The sequence below is a fragment of the Pantoea sp. UBA6567 genome (assembly GCF_002434165.1).
Taxonomy (GTDB): Bacteria; Pseudomonadota; Gammaproteobacteria; order Enterobacterales; family Enterobacteriaceae; genus Pantoea; species Pantoea eucrina.
In genome coordinates, this window is the sequence record NZ_DJJN01000009.1 from 1 (window position 1) to 15,253 (window position 15,253).

Here is a 15,253-nt window from a genome sequence, read left to right on the forward strand (position 1 = left end):
TTAGCCCGTCCGCGTGCGGAAATGCCGCTGAAACTGCCAGAAGCCTGGCGGGCGGAACCCCTCCGGTGCCGCGCTCAGCCCTGCCCTGACGGGCGGAACCCTCTCAGTGCCCCGCGCTGCTAAACACCCAGCCCAAAAACAAAAAAGCCTCCGGCTGGAGGCTTTTGTCTTACTAACCGGCGACACCCGCCGCTGCATAGCGTTTTACGACAACATCTGAATGGCCAGCGCGTAGAGGCGCTGATGATCATCGTCACTGACTGGCTCTTCTTCCGCATAACAGGCGATCATTGAGCTGACTTTATCAGAGGATAAAGCTTCTCCATGAAGGTGCAGCGTTAATACGGCGCGGCCGACGATTTTCAGAATGTCTTCGCTATGTCCCTGGAGACTATGACTCAATGAAATTGACCTCTGAAGTAAATTCGTTCGCCAAATGGCGCGCTCAATATAGATCAGAACAACAAGGGTTTTTAATAAGAATTTCCTTATGCTGCGTAATATATAAGCCTGACCCGGGGGAAATTTATCTTAAATTGCCGCTGAAAAACGCACTAAAAGCGTTAATCTCCTTATTTGCTGAGTGATTTTTATACGCCAAAGGATCGTTACGGATAATAACTTATTAAAACTTTGCAACAATAAGCCCCCTGATGCGGGACAGGCTTTTGTTCTCTCTCCGGCCGTATGCATCAGGCGAATTACCGTTGCTGCCCGCGTGGCTTTCTGCCAGACTGGCCGCGTTATCTTCCCTCCTATCTGAGACATCTTTGTGACTGCTTTTTCAACCCTGACGCAACTGCCCGCCAGCCAGCTCGACAACCTGCGCGATATGGGCTTTGATGCGATGACGCCTATCCAGGCAGCGTCGCTTCCCGCCATACTTGCCGGCCGCGATGTGCGTGCGCAGGCGAAGACCGGCAGCGGCAAAACCGCTGCGTTCGGTATCGGCCTGCTTAATCGTATCGACAACAGCCAGTTTCATACCCAGGCGCTGGTGCTCTGCCCGACGCGTGAACTGGCTGAACAGGTCAGCAATGTGCTGCGTCAGCTGGCACGTTTTACGCGCAATATTAAAATTCTCACGCTGTGTGGCGGCCAGCCGATGAGCGCACAGCGCGATTCGCTGGTGCATGCCCCGCACATCGTCGTCGGCACGCCAGGCCGACTGCTGGATCACCTTAAGCGCGACAATCTCGATCTCAGCCAGCTGCAGACGCTGGTGCTCGACGAAGCCGACCGCATGCTGGAGATGGGTTTCCGCGACGATATGGAAGCGATTATTGGCTTCACGTCCGCGGCACGGCAGACGCTACTTTTCTCCGCCACCTGGCCTGACACCATTGCCAGCCTGAGCCAGCGCTTTCAGCGCGACGCGCTGGCGGTTGCAACGGAAACCGAAGCGGAGCTGCCTGCGATTGAGCAGCAGTTTATCGAAGCGAGCGCAGGCGAGCGCGTTAACCTGCTGTGCGCCCTGCTGAGTCAGCACCAGCCCGCCTCCTGCGTGGTGTTCTGCAACACCAAACGCGAGTGCGATGATATTGCCGCTGCGCTGAACGATCGCGATATCAGCGCGCTGGCGCTGCATGGCGATCTGGAACAGCGCGATCGTGAGCGCGTGCTGATCCGCTTTGCTAACGGCAGCAGCCGCGTCCTGATTGCGACCGACGTAGCCGCACGCGGTCTGGATATCAAATCGCTGGCGCTGGTAGTCAACCTTGAGCTGGCGTGGGATCCGGAAGTGCACCTGCACCGCATTGGTCGCACCGGGCGAGCGGGTGAAAAAGGGCTCGCGGTGAGCTTTGTGGCACCTGACGGCATGGCTCGCGCCCATGCGCTGGAGGATTACCTGCAGCAGAAACTTAACTGGGTAGCGGCCGCTACCTTAAAAGGCAGAGCGGCACAGGCGCTTCCTGCGGCCATGATGACACTCTGTATTGATGGCGGACGCAAAGCAAAAATCCGTCCGGGTGATATCCTGGGCGCGCTGACAGGCGAAGCGGGCTTCAGCGCCGATCAGATCGGTAAAATTGACCTGACACCGTCGCACGCCTATGTCGCTATTGCGGCAGCGCAGGCGAAAAAAGCGCTGATCAGGCTCAAAGAGGGCAAAATCAAAGGGAAAAGCGTACGCGCGATTCTCCTGAAATAGTATGGCCATAGCGTGAGGGCGATCGCGCCCTTGCGCTAAATCTTCCCCTTCTCCCTTCATTTTTCGCGCGCCCTGCCGATAAGTTAATCATGGCACTTCCGCCCTCTCCCTGCTCCGCCCAGATTCTGTCCCGAGGCCATGATGGATAATTTTCAGAAAGAGATCGACGAACGCGCAAACCTGGCGCTGTCCAACAAATTTGAACTGCTGCTGTTTCGGCTGGGTTCCGATCGGCTGAAAGGCAAATCTGAGCTGTATGGCATCAACGTGTTCAAGCTGCGCGAAATTGTGCCGATGCCGGCGATTACGCGCGCGGCCGGTATGAACTCGCCGCTGCTGGGTATGGCCAGTATCCGGGGGCAGTTTATTCCGGTTATCGATCTGCCGGCCGTAACCGGCTGCAAGCCGGAAACCGGTCTGAATCTGCTGCTGGTTACTGAATATGCGCGCAGTACTCAGGCGTTCGCGGTGGAGTCGGTAGAGAATATTGTGCGTCTCGACTGGAGTCAGGTGCATACCGCAGAAGCGGGGATCAGCAGCCGCAATATCACCAGTATCGCCTGTCTTGACAGCGATGGCGAAAGCAACAATCTGGCGCTGGTACTCGACGTAGAGCAGATCCTCTATGACATTATTCCTTCGGTGCGCGGCGTTGAGCCTGACGCTAAGACCGCGAAAAACTTTAACCTGAAGCCGGGCGCAGTCGCTATCGTGGCGGAAGATTCTAAAGTGGCCCGCCAGCTGCTCGAACAGGGACTGAAAAGCATGGGTATTCCGGCCCTGATGCACAATACCGGCCTGGAAGCGTGGATAAAAATCAACGAAATGAAGAAAGAAGCGCAGGCCAGCGGCGAATCGATTCACGATAAAATCGCCCTGGTTCTGACCGATCTGGAGATGCCGGAGATGGATGGCTTCACGCTGACGCGTAATATCAAGCGTGATGACACACTGCGCCATATACCGGTCGTCATCCACTCTTCGCTTTCCGGCAGCGCCAATGAAGATCACGTGCGTAAAGTGGGCGCCGATGGTTATGTGGCAAAATTCGAGATCAATGAGCTCTCCAGTGCCATTTTCAGCGTGCTGGAAAAACAGCGCTAAATCCGCCCTGTTCCCCCTTCCATTTAAGGCGCGACTATCGCGCCTTTTTTATTGCGGCTATTCCTTCCGCCCTGAAACAGTACCGCTTATTTACCATCATTTAGTACTGCTAACCGATCTTCGCTACCGCGCGCAAAAATTAAAGTAAATATATTAGTTACCGATAACTGTTGCGCCTGCGCTGGCGTTTTCAGGGATAACCTGCGCAGACAGATTTCCATTTTTCTTTTAAAAACAGTCTTTCGCAGCAAATTAATCATTTGCTGACGCATCCTATTACTGTCTGATTTCTGGCAAACAGGGAGAACCAATGTTGAGCATCAAGAATATGAAAGTCGGGGTACGCCTGGGCATCGCCTTTAGCCTGGTAGTGGCCCTGTTAATGGTGGTGGGCGTTACGTCGTGGCTGAAAATCAGCAATATTAAAACCGGCATTACCTCCATTGTAGAAGATCGTTTTGTTAAGGTTCGCCTCGGCTTCGACGTGCGCGATGGCGTGAATGACCAGATAAAATATCTGCGCGGTATCGTGATTGATACCACCCGACCGGAAAATAACGTTAAACGCTTTGCTCAGCTTGCGGATGCGACGGCGCAGACCAACAGCGCGATGAAAAAAATTGAGGCCATTCAGGTTACGCCGGTAGGTAAAAAGAAAATTGCCGGATTACTTGCCGCCAGCAAACTGTTTGAACAGCAAAAAAATGATGTGCTGGCGCTGGTGCGGGACGGCAAGACAGATGAAGCCAGCAACTACGTGCTGAAGAAGATTACCCAGACGCAAAACACCTTTTTGCTCAGCGCGGCCGCTTTTGCCGACTCTCAGGCCAGCCAGCTGCATCAGGAGGGAGTAGGCATCATCAAAGATGGCACCACGGCGATTCAGGTTTCCGTTATTTTTACGGCTATCGCCATCGCGGCTGCCGTGCTGCTGGGCCTGCTGCTGACCCGTTCCATCGTGCGTCCGCTTAATGAAGCTGTCGCCGTCGCCAGCAAAGTTGCCGCCGGCGATCTCAGCTCGCGCATAACGGTCCGCAGTAAAGATGAAACCGGCGTGCTGATGCAGGCGCTGCAGACCATGAACGACAATCTGATGACCATCGTCTCTAACGTGCGCGCCGGCTCCGATACCATCGCCGTCGCCTCTAATCAGATCTCCAGCGGCAATATCGATCTCTCTTCGCGCACCGAGCAGCAGGCGAGCTCGCTGGAAGAGACCGCTTCCGCGATGGAGCAGATGACCGCGACCGTGAAGCACAACGCCGATAACGCGCGCGAAGCAAACTCGCTGGTCTCAAAAACCTCTGAGGTGGCTAAAGAGGGTGGCGTGGTGATGGAGCAGGTTATCGATAAAATGGAGGCGATTACTTACTCCTCGAAGAAGATTGTCGATATTATCAGCGTCATCGACTCTATCGCTTTCCAGACCAATATTCTGTCGCTTAACGCCGCCGTTGAGGCAGCGCGTGCCGGCGAACAGGGACGCGGCTTTGCCGTGGTGGCATCGGAAGTGCGTAACCTGGCCCAGCGCTCCGCCTCTGCCGCTAAAGAGATTAAAGTCCTGATTGAAGATTCCGTGACCAAAGTTGATGAAGGCAGCCGCCTGGTGACGCACGCCGGATCTACCATAAGTGAAGTCGTCAGCAGCGTGCAGAGCGTGGCTGAGATTATGAGCGAAATTACCATTGCCAGCAGCGAACAGAGCAGCGGCATTGGTGAGATTAATCAGGCTATTACGCAGATGGAAGCGGTGACGCAGCAGAATGCCTCGCTGGTGCAGGAAGCATCTGCCGCCTCGCAGGCGCTGCAGGAGCAGGCCGATCGGCTGGCGCAGTCGATGAGCGTGTTTAAAACCGCGCTGGCGTAATGCCCACGGCCGGGCCGCCGGTGACGGCGACCCGGCTGCGGTCAGTTGAACAGCGACCAGGCGACAGAAGAGATCGCCAGCACTCCGATAATCACCACAAAGAGGTTGCTGATTTTCCCGCTGTACTGGCGCATTGCCGGCACTTTCTGAATCGCATACATCGGCATCAAAAACAGGATTGCCGCGATAACCGGCCCGCCCAGCGTTTCAATCATGCCAAGAATACTGGGGTTCAGCGTGGCCACCAGCCAGGTGGTCAGCAGCATAAACAGCGTGGTCAGCCGGTTCAGCTTCTGCGGCGCGATCGCTTTACCCCGGCTGCGCAGCGATTTGGTGACGATGCCGTTAAAGCCTTCGCGCGCCCCCAGGTAGTGACCCAGGAACGATTTCGTGATCGCCACCATCGCGACAATCGGACCCAGCCAGGCGATCATCGGCACCTGAAAATGGTTAGCCAGATAAGAAAGAATGGTAATGTTCTGCGCTTTGGCCGCCTGCAGATCGGCTGGCGACAGGCTCAGCACGCAGCTGAACACAAAAAACATCACCGTGACCACCATCATCAGATGCGCGCTGGCCAGTATGCGCGAGCAGCGTTTTTCCGCACCGGCGCCATATTCGTCGCGTTTTGCGACGGCAAAAGACGAGATAATCGGCGAATGGTTAAATGAAAAAACCATCACCGGAATGGCCAGCCACAGCGTCATCCACAGATTGCCGCTGCCCGTTGCCTCGCTAAACGACAGCGTCTGCAGCGCGGCACCGTGCCAGTGCGGAACCAGCCAGGCGGCCAGCAGCATCAGGACGGCAACAAACGGAAAGACCAGAATACTCATCGCCTTCACGATCATCTGCTCGCCAAAGCGCACGATAACCATCATCCCGCTGATCAGCAGCAGCGACAGCAGCGCGCGCGGCGGCGACACCAGGCCAAGCTGATGCACAATAAAACTGTCTACGGTATTGGTGATGGCCACGCTGTACATCAGCAGAATGGGATAGATAGCAAAAAAGTAGAGCAGCGTGATGATTTTACCCGCCCCGCTGCCAAAGTGCTCTTCCACCACGTCAGTGATATCTTCGCCCGGATTTTTACCCGAGAGGACGAAACGCGTCAGCGCGCGGTGCGCATAGAAGGTCATCGGGAACGCCAGTACGGCCATGATCAGCAGCGGCAGCAGCCCGCCCGCGCCGGCGTTAATCGGCAGAAACAGCACTCCGGCACCAATCGCCGTACCATACAGACCCAGCATCCACACCGTGTCACTCTTGCTCCAGCCCCTGGCCGCTCTGGCGGTTGCCAGCGTGCTGGTTTGTGAGTTGTTCATCACTCTCTCCAGATTCATCATTATTGCAGCCGGTCTCCGGCTCTCTGTTCACGGTCAGCCGCTGCGGGCTGCCGTTTAACCGCGCTCATGCTATACGTTTTTGTCACCGTGCGGGGGTCACAACGCAAGATACGCGTCACAAAAGCAGCAAAAATGCGCAGGCTGGTAAATTTATGCTTTAAAAATGCACAAAACCGGCGCGCAATCGATTGCCTGACGTTATTTGACCTGAGTCACAAAAATTGTGCAAGTGAAGGTAGTAACCGGTGAGTAAAAGCAGCGGTCTCTCCCGGCTGCTGCCCTCTTCTGCCAGAGACAGAGATCGGAGGGCAACGCCGGGAGGGTCAGGGATCAGAATGCGCGCATTCTGTATAACGCATAGAGGAAATAGTACGCTGTGAGTGAGTTCAGATTCATAATCATGTACTTCAGTTTTTCATTTTTATTCAGCAGCGTGAAGATACCTTTCGAGTATTTTCCGCGCTTTATCTGTTCTATTTCTGTTGCGATATCTGCCGGTGAAAAGGAAGCGTGGTACATGGCAGTGACAATCTGCATATCCAGCGCCAGCACGCGCTTTGAGATCCCTTTCAGGAAGTGATCTAGCTCGCTGGCCTGATATTTATCGACGATGGTGTCATACAGCGCGGTCAGCGACTGCTTACGCACCTTTAATTCACTGTACTGTACCTTCTGCTTGGAGAGCGAGCCGCTGGTATCCTCATAGTGATAGGCCGCGTTAGGCGTAATCAGAAAGTTGCTGATGCAGCTGAAATATTTCAGGTTAAACAGCAGATCTTCACTCATTGAGATCCCCTCAAGAAAACGCAGATTCAGGGATTCAATAATCTCCCGGCGGTAGCATTTATTATGCAGATAGCCGATGTTGTCGCTGATCTCCAGTTCGCCCAGCACATAAGGGATATCGTGCTGGCTGAAAAAGCCCGCCTGCGAAACCTTGCCAATGCGATCGTCATTCAGGTGGCCAACCATCAGGTCTACGGTTTCAGCCGGCCAGGCGTTGAGATTCTGCTTAAAACTCATCAGGAAATTGTCATCAACCCAGTCGTCGGCGTCCAGGAAGAGCACGTAGTCGCCGCGCGCCTTTAACAGCCCGGTATTGCGCGCAGCGCTGACGCCGGCGTTGATCTGCTCCAGCACGGTTATCTGCGGATAACAGGCAAACTCAGACAGAATCTGCGCGCTGTTATCGCGGCTGCCGTCGTTAACCACCACCACTTCATAACTGCTGAACGTCTGGTTCAAAACGCTCAGCAGCGTGCGCCGGATGGTATTTTGTGAGTTATAAACGGGAATGATGATACTGAAGAGCGGATTGTCATTCATGATAAACTCTCTTTGCTGTCTGAGGTTTTGTAATTGCTAAATAACTGCCATAGCTTCCTGGGGTTGAAAAAAACCTGGTGGATCCGCGCCACGGGTTGCGCGGTGAAAAAATAATTAAGCAGGGAGAAGGAGACGAATTCGGTAATCACCACGCTCAGTGCAGCGCCGGTCAGGCCGTAATGCGGCACCAGCAGCAGTGAAGAGATCAGGCAGATAACCAGCACCGCGAAGGTCTTTTTGATCAGGAAGCGGTAGCCGTTATATTTCACAATGAAGCGGTCCATCACGCTGCTCAGCACACCGCACATCGCGCCCACGCTCAGCAACAGCGTCGGGGCTACCGCATCCAGATAGGCAGCGCCATAAAAATGGCCAATAAACCAGCCTGACAGCAGCCAGATCGCCACAATCACCAGCGCGGAGACGCCAATCACCAGCAGATGCAGCTGCTGCGCTTTAACGATCGCCCGCTCGCGGTTGCGCTCGGCAAAGAAAGCGGGATAAAACGACGCCAGCAGCGCGGCCGGTAAAAATACCCACGCCGTGGAGAGCGTCAGCGCCACAGAGAAAATGCCCGCCTCTTTTACGCCGAGGAAGTAAGAGACGCTTACCTGGTTGACGCGCGTATAGATGCCGACTGCAATGGCCGAGATAACCAGCGACATGCCTGATGCCACCATATAGCGCGAATATTGCTTCAGCTGACGCAGCGCCGGCAGCGGTTCATGGCGGTGCTGGCGCGTAAAGAGCGCGAGCTTAATGACAAAGGGAATAAGGGTGGCGAGCACAATCGGGATCGCCAGATAGTGCGGATCCAGCTCCAGCCAGGAGATAAGGAATCGCACCGAGAGGCTGATCGCCAGCCCGATAACGTTAGCGATCACATTGAGACGGGCATTGAGCATCGCCTCGTTGTAGATGTTAACCAGATCGAGCGCCGAGAAAAGGCAGGCCAGCGCAGCGGCACAGATAAAGACCACCGCATCCGGGCTCCACTCCGCTTTCATGATCAGCATGCCGCTGATTGCCAGGACGCTGTAGACGCCCAGCACCAGCAGGCCGGCAGCCATCATCAGACGAATACCCGAACGGTGATTCTGCGCAATGCGCTTCAGCAATATGACATCGCTGCCCATTACCGCGATGCTCTGCAAAAACTGAAAAATCAGCATTGAGAGTGAGATAATGCCGAAGGTGGTCGGGCCGACATATTTGGCGACGTAAGAGGTCACAAAAATCAGGCCAAACACGGCGATCAGCTTTTCAGCGATCATCCACATTGAGTTTCTGAGTTTCTCTTTCATTCCGGTTCCCCTTACGCTTTACGCGCCAGGCGGCGCAGCTGTGAAACGCCGCGCGGGCTGACAAAAAAGAGGGTGAAATAGAGGCTCCAGGGATTCAGCATCGGGCCGGACGAGAGATAAGCGCGGAAACTGCGGCGATACAGCGCGATATAATCTTCAATAAAGGCACCGCTGAATTCACGGCTGTTGAGCCCTTTGCTGATATAGGAAGAGGTGACCTTGAGCACGAGATGGTAGTAATAGCGATGGTGCTGCCGGGTCATAAACGCCTTCATCCGGCCAAACGAACGCGCAAAGGAGAAGTGTTTTTCCCGCAGCGCCGAACGGGTGGCGGAGTTGTCCGACTTTACGTAGTGGTAGACCACGCGTTCGGTGACGATTACCTGCTGGTTCTGCAGCAGATAGAGGTAGTTCATCACAAACAGCAGATCTTCGAAGTTGAAGATCTCCTCGTTAAAGCGCAGCTGATGCTGCCGGATAACGTCCGCGCGAAATACCTTGTCGCAGATGCCGTGACGGGGATGGAAATAGAGCACGTCGTTGACCGCTGCCGCCGCGCTCATCTGCCGCGATGCGTCACGGTTGGCAGGCTGATCCAGCGGCTCACCGGCAGGCGTAAAATGCTGCGACTCGCCGATACACATGCCGATATTTTCCTGCATCAGCCCAGCCCAGGTGGCAAAGGCGTCGTGCGGCAAAAAATCATCAGCGTCTAAAAAACAGATAAATTTACCGCGTGCGCTGCGCAGCCCCTGATTACGTGCCGCAGAGACGCCCATATTGGACTGTTCAATGATGTGAAACTGCGGATGGTGCGCAAACCGCTCAAGAATGGCCTGCGACGTATCCGTTGAGCCATCATTGATAAAAATCGCTTCAAAGCGCATTTCCGTCTGCTGCAGCAGACTATTAATGCTTCTTTCCAGATAAGCAGCCGCGTTATACACCGGCACAATGACGCTCAGTAACACGTCGTTTACGGGATTTTGCATGAGACCTCAGAACTCGTTTTGTCAGTATTAATAAGGCGAACGCAGCGGCGTTAAACATTGCCGTTCAGATAACGCGCGTGCCTGATGGCATATTCCTGCGTCCGGCTTAACTGTATTCCGGATTTTTTTCGGAGTTTCCTCAGTAAGGAATTCCGCTAATTAAATAAATGAATACTCAATGTAATAATAAGAATTTCGCCAGCGCTGCACGCCAGAACTATTTATTATTCGTTTGTAAATGCATACCGCTGACGACGCGCAGCTGCCTGCGCTTCACCCTGCAATCCGGCTGGATGGCGGGCAAAGAGTGGCGGCTTTAGCGTTAGCTTCAGCTGGATATCATTCTTTATCAATAAGTTATCAGCGACTGACCTGCCGCACTCTGCGGCGCGACGTCGCGCAAATCGTTTTACCGACTTTTCAGCGGCCTTAACGTAACGTGTGGCAACATTAATGATATGTGCTGTGCGCCCTGCTCTTTTATTATTCCGCTGCGTCTGTTGCGCCGCGTGAGAAGCAGGAGGCGTTAATCCAGTATGGCTATCGCAGCCATACTGCAATGGGCTTCAGGCCCTTAAAATGCGATCTGTTTCAAAACTTTAAACGGCATTCTCTCCGCTGAACAAGCCAGGGTCAATGGGGAGGTCAGGAAAACAGAATTTACGCAGCGACCCTGCCGTTAATTAAAATGCAGATTGATTAGCTTTAATAAAGGAATATTACGCTGACTGATAAGATAAACGCGTAAAGGTCACCAGGATTAATATCAGTAAAAAAAGATCGCGATTCCGCTGTAAATCACAGCACCGCAGCGCTACAGCGACTTAGGTCAAATAATGGTTAAAATAAAATCACTTTCTGCCGATAACGCTATCAACAGAACAACCGGTGAGCCAGTAAATGATTTCCCTGCAAACCAACCTTTCTGCCCTCAACGCGGTGCAGAACACAAACAAAAGCCAGTCAGCGCTGGGAACAGCGATACGTAATCTCTCTTCCGGGATGCGTATCAATAGCGCAAGTGATGATGCGGCAGGCCAGGCGATAGCCAACCGGATGCAGAGTCAGCAGCGCGGTTTGCAGCAGGCGCAGCGCAACGCAGGCGATGGGCTGTCGCTGGTAAATACCACTGCCGGCGCTCTGGATGAGATCAATAATCGCGTTCAGCGGATCCGGCAGCTGGCGGTACAGGGACTGAACGGTACCCTTTCGCAGAGTGACGCCGACTCCATTCAGGGAGAGATCAACCTTAACCTGAAAGAGATCGACCGTCTGAACAGCACGGCTGCGTTTAATGGCATCAAAACGCTCGACGGCAGCGCCGGACAAATCGGTTTCCAGGTTGGTGCCAACGATCGTGAAAAGATTATGCTGGACCTTTCCGCGCCGGGCTTTAGCGTCGGCGCGCTGGGATTGAAAGATCTGGTGATTGGTGGCATCAGCGGCAAAGTGACGCCGGTTAACCGCGTGACCGGCCTTGCCACCAATATGAATTTCACCAATCCGGCTATTACTGTGACCTATACGCCTTCGTCAGGTGCGCCGCAGCTGATGCGCAGCAGCGCGGATAACCGGCAGTATGTGCAGAGCACCGGCGCTGACGGCAAGCCGGTATACTATCTGGCGGCGGTAAGCGCCCGCTGGGACACCGCTAACGCCGCCGGAACGGTGGCCATCAGCCGCGCCACATCCGCCCCGCTCTACAGCAGCGTAAACACCATAGCGGCGCGTGCTATTCCGGCCGTTAATTTTCAGCAATCGGATGGCACTGCGCTTGCCGCTACGCCCGCCGCGCATCTGACCGTTGATAACGGCAGCTATTATGTTGAGCAAGGCGGTCTCTATCACGCTGCCACGCTGGACTTTGGCAGCAGCGGAAATGTTATTGCGCAGGTCACCAGCGCCCCGACAAAAAGCAGCGCCGATTTTGCTACGCCACCGGCTGCTGTAACGCAAACGCCCGCTATCGATACCAGCAGCGCCACGCTCAGCTTTACGGATGCCAGCGGAAATAGCGTGAGTAATGCGCGGCTGCTGCAGAGCGGTTCACAGTACGTGATGGAAGTTGATAACGGCGGCGGTAATTATCAATATTTTAACGCAGCGGTGGCCGCACATACTGACGAGAACGGCAGCAGCTCGCTGGCTATCAGCGCGGTCAGCAGCAGCGCTATCAACAGTTTTAGCAGCGTAAATAGCGTAACCGGTACGGCTTACGTCACGCTGGACCCGGCAAACGTTGAGTTGCGCTATACCGACGTCTCAGGCCAGAGCGCCAGCGACGTGCTGCGACTGGACGCTGACGGCAACTACTATATGGATGCGCCGGATACCGGCATTGATAAAACAGCGACCTTTGTGACCCACGACAGCAGCGGCAGTATCATGCTGAAAACGCTGCAGGGCACCGGTGATATTCAGATCTATTTTCAGGCGGGCATCTCTTCAACCACTGATGCCTCAACCAATCTGACGACGATGCGTGTTTCAGAGATGGGCGATGAGATCCGCCTGAAGCACCCGGACGATCCGCTGGCAACGCTGGATCGCGCCCTGGCGCTGATTGACAGCCGGCGCAGCCAGCTGGGTGCGATTGCCAACCGGCTGGAGTCGGCGCAGCGGCTGCAGAGCCAGAGCACAACCGATTACGCAACAGCCCGCTCGCGTATTGAAGACGCTGACTATGCGCAGGAAGTGTCAGCGATGGCGCGTCAGCAAATTCTGCAGCAGGCCGGTAACTCCGTGCTGGCAAAGGCGCAGCAGGAACCGCAGCAGGTGCTTAAGCTGCTGCAGGGGTAAGGAGCAACCGCCCCTTTTACTCGTCAGCCGGGGCGATACTGATAATATCGAACTTCGCCACGCCATCTACGCCGGTGCCGGGAGTTTTCATCATCGCAAGATCCTGCAGCACCGCTTCATGCGCCTCTTCATCTGAAGGCTCATTTTCGCTCTCCAGTATCACCTCTTCGCGCTTTTTAACGTCGCCATCCTGATGTTCATAGGTCACTTTGTATCGGGTACTCATTGCGCATTCTCCTTTTCGGGGGGAACGCTAAGTCTGGTCAACGGATGAGAATACGTCCAGCTGGGGTCTGCCGGAGGCTGTGTTATGCAGATGCTGAAAGGGGAAGAAAAAATAATCTATAAGAGATGGAATTAACTGGTGCCGGAAACAGGAGTCGAACCTGCGACCTTCGCATTACGAATGCGCTGCTCTACCAACTGAGCTACACCGGCAATGGGGCGGGAACTACGGGGAGTAAAAATAGGAAATGTGACGCGCGGCGTCAAGATGCGGTGATTCAACCGCCCGCTTTTTCAGCAGCGCCGGCGCGTTTTCCACCACAAAAAAAAAGGCGAGGCCGGAGCCTCGCCAAAAAGGTGCTGGCCTTAATCGTAATAAGGCAGCTTACGATCAACACCGTTGATATTGACCAGCACAAAGCCCGAAGGGGCCGTTTTATTGGTGGGATTACCCGCTGCCGTCGCGACAGTGAGCACCCCTTTCTCATTGGCACCAATGCCAGCTACACCATTATGCAGTCCGAAGCGCGCCGCAGGCTTGAGTGTGCCCATTTTGGTGGTATCGGTTACGACTGAAAAGTCAGTCTGGAACAGCGAGCAGGAGCCTGACTCAAAACGCGTTGGCCCGGTGGTTTTCAGGTTAATCAGCGTATCACCGCTTTTGGCGCGCAGCTTAACCCACACCACCGCATAGGTGGTGCCGACCCGGTTGTAGCGGATATCCATCACCGCAGGCTGGCCCATATGCCAGGCGTCAGCCCAGACGGTATCCAGCCGCTGCAGGTTGATCCAGGTTTTACCGGTGCCGGCCATATTGACCGGCGACGCCGCCGTGCCGGTGGGCTGGGTCGCATCCGCTTTACCAATCAGCTCCATCACCCACTGCTGGTTCGCCACCGGGAAAAAGAGCTGTCCCAGGCGATACCAGTTATCGGTATCGGTGTTATTGGTGACTTTATGGCCGCTGTAGTAACCCGTGCGCAGGGAGCCGGTGATAATAGTGCCGTGGTTCTCCTCACGCCGGTAGCCATACTCAAACGTCGAGAGCCAGCGCGTGCCCGCCAGGTCGTTGGAGATAGTAGCACCCGACTGCAGGCCAATCTGGCGCATGATCACGCGGGCGTTATTGAGGTTAAACGGCGAGCCGCAATCCTCAATGTTCAGCGTATCGATGGTCCAGCCGCCGTCGGAGAGATCGCCAGGGTTACGCGTATGCTCAATCCAGACGTTACGCATAATGCCCTGCGTCACGCGCGGCATATAGAGCGTGGCGTCACCGTAACCGGTCTGGAAGTTACAGTTGCAGATCTCAATCGCGGTGGAGTGGTCCCACTTACCTTTTGGCGAGTTTGACCAGCCGATGTCGAATACGCGCCCGTAGGTCCACAGGGTGTAGATCTGGTCAAACTTACTGTCGAGGGTATCCAGCACTTTAATGACGGTCCCGCCGCTATTCTGCGCGCGGAAACAGTAGATATTTACCGTAGAGCCTTCGATGCAGGTGTTTTCGAAGAAGGGCTGCACGTTGGTACACAGCTCGGCTGTGATAGTGCCTTTGTTGGTATTGGTATCGGCGGACGCCTGACCATGCCAGGTGATCCCTTTGATCGCGGTGCGGCGCGCCTTCACTTTGAACACCGTATTGGCGCTCTTGTCGGAAATGATCGTGGTACGCGGCAGCGAACCCAGCTCCACATCATCCCCCTGCAGGCCAAAGAAGGCGACCTCAGTATCACTGATATCTATCGGGTTAATCAGGAATTTACCGCCCGGAAAGCGCACCGGCAGATCGCGGATATTGCCGCTGTAGCCCTGGGTCCACGCCAGCATGCGTTTGAAGGGTTCGGTGTCATTGGCGTAGCCATCTCCCTTCGCACCAAAGTGGTAGACGTTGAGGTCTGCCGGGTCGTTGATCACGCGCTTCCAGTAGAAGCCATTACCAACCGCCAGCGTACCGCCATCGTCAGCCGCCGTGGTCGTCCCGATAAAACCGGTAAAGTCACCGCCACCGCGAAAGTTTGAGTCCGCATTGTAGCGGCGCAAAAACGCAGAATCGCCGTTTTTAGCAGGTGCAGTGGTACGCAGTTCAGCAAATGAATTAACTTCGATCATGTCAGCCTCCTCGGCTTATACAG

The 15,253-nt window shown here is 54.9% G+C and carries 11 protein-coding genes and 1 tRNA gene; 4 read left to right on the plus strand and 8 right to left on the minus strand.

The window, feature by feature from the left end; genetic code table 11:
• Positions 1–204: 204 nt before the first annotated feature.
• Positions 205–402, minus strand: coding sequence for a hypothetical protein (locus tag B4M48_RS15440; RefSeq protein WP_039382914.1), 198 nt, complete (start codon positions 400–402; stop codon positions 205–207).
• Between the two features lie 370 nt (positions 403–772).
• On the opposite strand from B4M48_RS15440, the gene dbpA reads away from it, so the two are divergent.
• The 3 genes from dbpA (at position 773) to B4M48_RS15455 (ending at position 5,123) form a co-directional block, all read left to right on the plus strand.
• Positions 773–2,152: an ATP-dependent RNA helicase DbpA gene (gene dbpA, locus B4M48_RS15445; RefSeq protein ID WP_288657158.1), complete on the plus strand. Its 1,380-nt coding sequence runs from the start codon at positions 773–775 to the stop codon at positions 2,150–2,152.
• 141 nt (positions 2,153–2,293) lie between these two features.
• Positions 2,294–3,256 (plus strand): chemotaxis protein, encoded by a 963-nt coding sequence (locus tag B4M48_RS15450; RefSeq protein WP_039382912.1) that lies wholly within the window; start codon positions 2,294–2,296, stop codon positions 3,254–3,256.
• A gap of 310 nt (positions 3,257–3,566) precedes the next feature.
• Positions 3,567–5,123: a methyl-accepting chemotaxis protein gene (locus B4M48_RS15455; protein ID WP_039382910.1), complete on the plus strand. Its 1,557-nt coding sequence runs from the start codon at positions 3,567–3,569 to the stop codon at positions 5,121–5,123.
• Between the two features lie 41 nt (positions 5,124–5,164).
• On the opposite strand, the gene B4M48_RS15460 is transcribed toward B4M48_RS15455, so the two are convergent.
• The 4 genes from B4M48_RS15460 to B4M48_RS15475 all read right to left on the minus strand — a co-directional run bounded on the left by B4M48_RS15460 (position 5,165) and on the right by B4M48_RS15475 (position 10,094).
• A complete protein-coding gene (locus B4M48_RS15460) occupies positions 5,165–6,451 on the minus strand; it encodes an HAAAP family serine/threonine permease (RefSeq protein ID WP_104084608.1) in 1,287 nt (428 codons plus the stop codon).
• A gap of 351 nt (positions 6,452–6,802) precedes the next feature.
• The gene (locus B4M48_RS15465) at positions 6,803–7,798 is read right to left on the minus strand and encodes a glycosyltransferase family 2 protein (RefSeq protein ID WP_071668494.1); all 996 of its coding nucleotides are present in this window, start codon (positions 7,796–7,798) and stop codon (positions 6,803–6,805) included.
• Positions 7,795–9,102 (minus strand): flippase, encoded by a 1,308-nt coding sequence (locus tag B4M48_RS15470; protein ID WP_071668493.1) that lies wholly within the window; start codon positions 9,100–9,102, stop codon positions 7,795–7,797. The genes B4M48_RS15465 and B4M48_RS15470 overlap by 4 nt, the downstream gene beginning before the upstream one ends.
• An 11-nt stretch (positions 9,103–9,113) precedes the next feature.
• Entirely contained in the window at positions 9,114–10,094 is a 981-nt protein-coding gene (locus B4M48_RS15475; protein ID WP_039382903.1) for a glycosyltransferase family 2 protein, read from the minus strand.
• Positions 10,095–10,994: 900 nt separating this feature from the next.
• On the opposite strand from B4M48_RS15475, the gene B4M48_RS15480 reads away from it, so the two are divergent.
• Positions 10,995–12,893 carry a flagellin gene (locus B4M48_RS15480; RefSeq protein WP_039382900.1) on the plus strand — a complete coding sequence of 633 codons (1,899 nt, stop codon included), beginning with the start codon at positions 10,995–10,997 and terminating at the stop codon, positions 12,891–12,893.
• A gap of 16 nt (positions 12,894–12,909) precedes the next feature.
• On the opposite strand, the gene B4M48_RS15485 is transcribed toward B4M48_RS15480, so the two are convergent.
• The 3 genes from B4M48_RS15485 to B4M48_RS15495 all read right to left on the minus strand — a co-directional run bounded on the left by B4M48_RS15485 (position 12,910) and on the right by B4M48_RS15495 (position 15,230).
• On the minus strand, positions 12,910–13,119 hold the full coding sequence (locus B4M48_RS15485; RefSeq protein WP_039382899.1) for a hypothetical protein: 210 nt from the start codon (positions 13,117–13,119) through the stop codon (positions 12,910–12,912).
• A 136-nt stretch (positions 13,120–13,255) separates the two neighbouring features.
• Positions 13,256–13,331 (minus strand) — tRNA-Thr (locus B4M48_RS15490).
• A gap of 153 nt (positions 13,332–13,484) precedes the next feature.
• Positions 13,485–15,230 carry an amylovoran biosynthesis protein AmsF gene (locus B4M48_RS15495; protein WP_039382897.1) on the minus strand — a complete coding sequence of 582 codons (1,746 nt, stop codon included), beginning with the start codon at positions 15,228–15,230 and terminating at the stop codon, positions 13,485–13,487.
• Positions 15,231–15,253: the final 23 nt, after the last annotated feature.

Bases quoted from the DNA above. Each gene is read 5' to 3' on its own strand.
- B4M48_RS15465 (WP_071668494.1), bottom strand. From the start codon at position 7,798: ATGAATGACAATCCGCTCTTCAGTATCATCATTCCCGTTTATAACTCA.
- B4M48_RS15475 (WP_039382903.1), bottom strand. From the start codon at position 10,094: ATGCAAAATCCCGTAAACGACGTGTTACTGAGCGTCATTGTGCCGGTG.
- B4M48_RS15450 (WP_039382912.1), top strand. From the start codon at position 2,294: ATGGATAATTTTCAGAAAGAGATCGACGAACGCGCAAACCTGGCGCTG.
- B4M48_RS15460 (WP_104084608.1), bottom strand. From the start codon at position 6,451: ATGAACAACTCACAAACCAGCACGCTGGCAACCGCCAGAGCGGCCAGG.
- B4M48_RS15455 (WP_039382910.1), top strand. From the start codon at position 3,567: ATGTTGAGCATCAAGAATATGAAAGTCGGGGTACGCCTGGGCATCGCC.
- B4M48_RS15470 (WP_071668493.1), bottom strand. From the start codon at position 9,102: ATGAAAGAGAAACTCAGAAACTCAATGTGGATGATCGCTGAAAAGCTG.
- B4M48_RS15495 (WP_039382897.1), bottom strand. From the start codon at position 15,230: ATGATCGAAGTTAATTCATTTGCTGAACTGCGTACCACTGCACCTGCT.
- B4M48_RS15480 (WP_039382900.1), top strand. From the start codon at position 10,995: ATGATTTCCCTGCAAACCAACCTTTCTGCCCTCAACGCGGTGCAGAAC.
- B4M48_RS15485 (WP_039382899.1), bottom strand. From the start codon at position 13,119: ATGAGTACCCGATACAAAGTGACCTATGAACATCAGGATGGCGACGTT.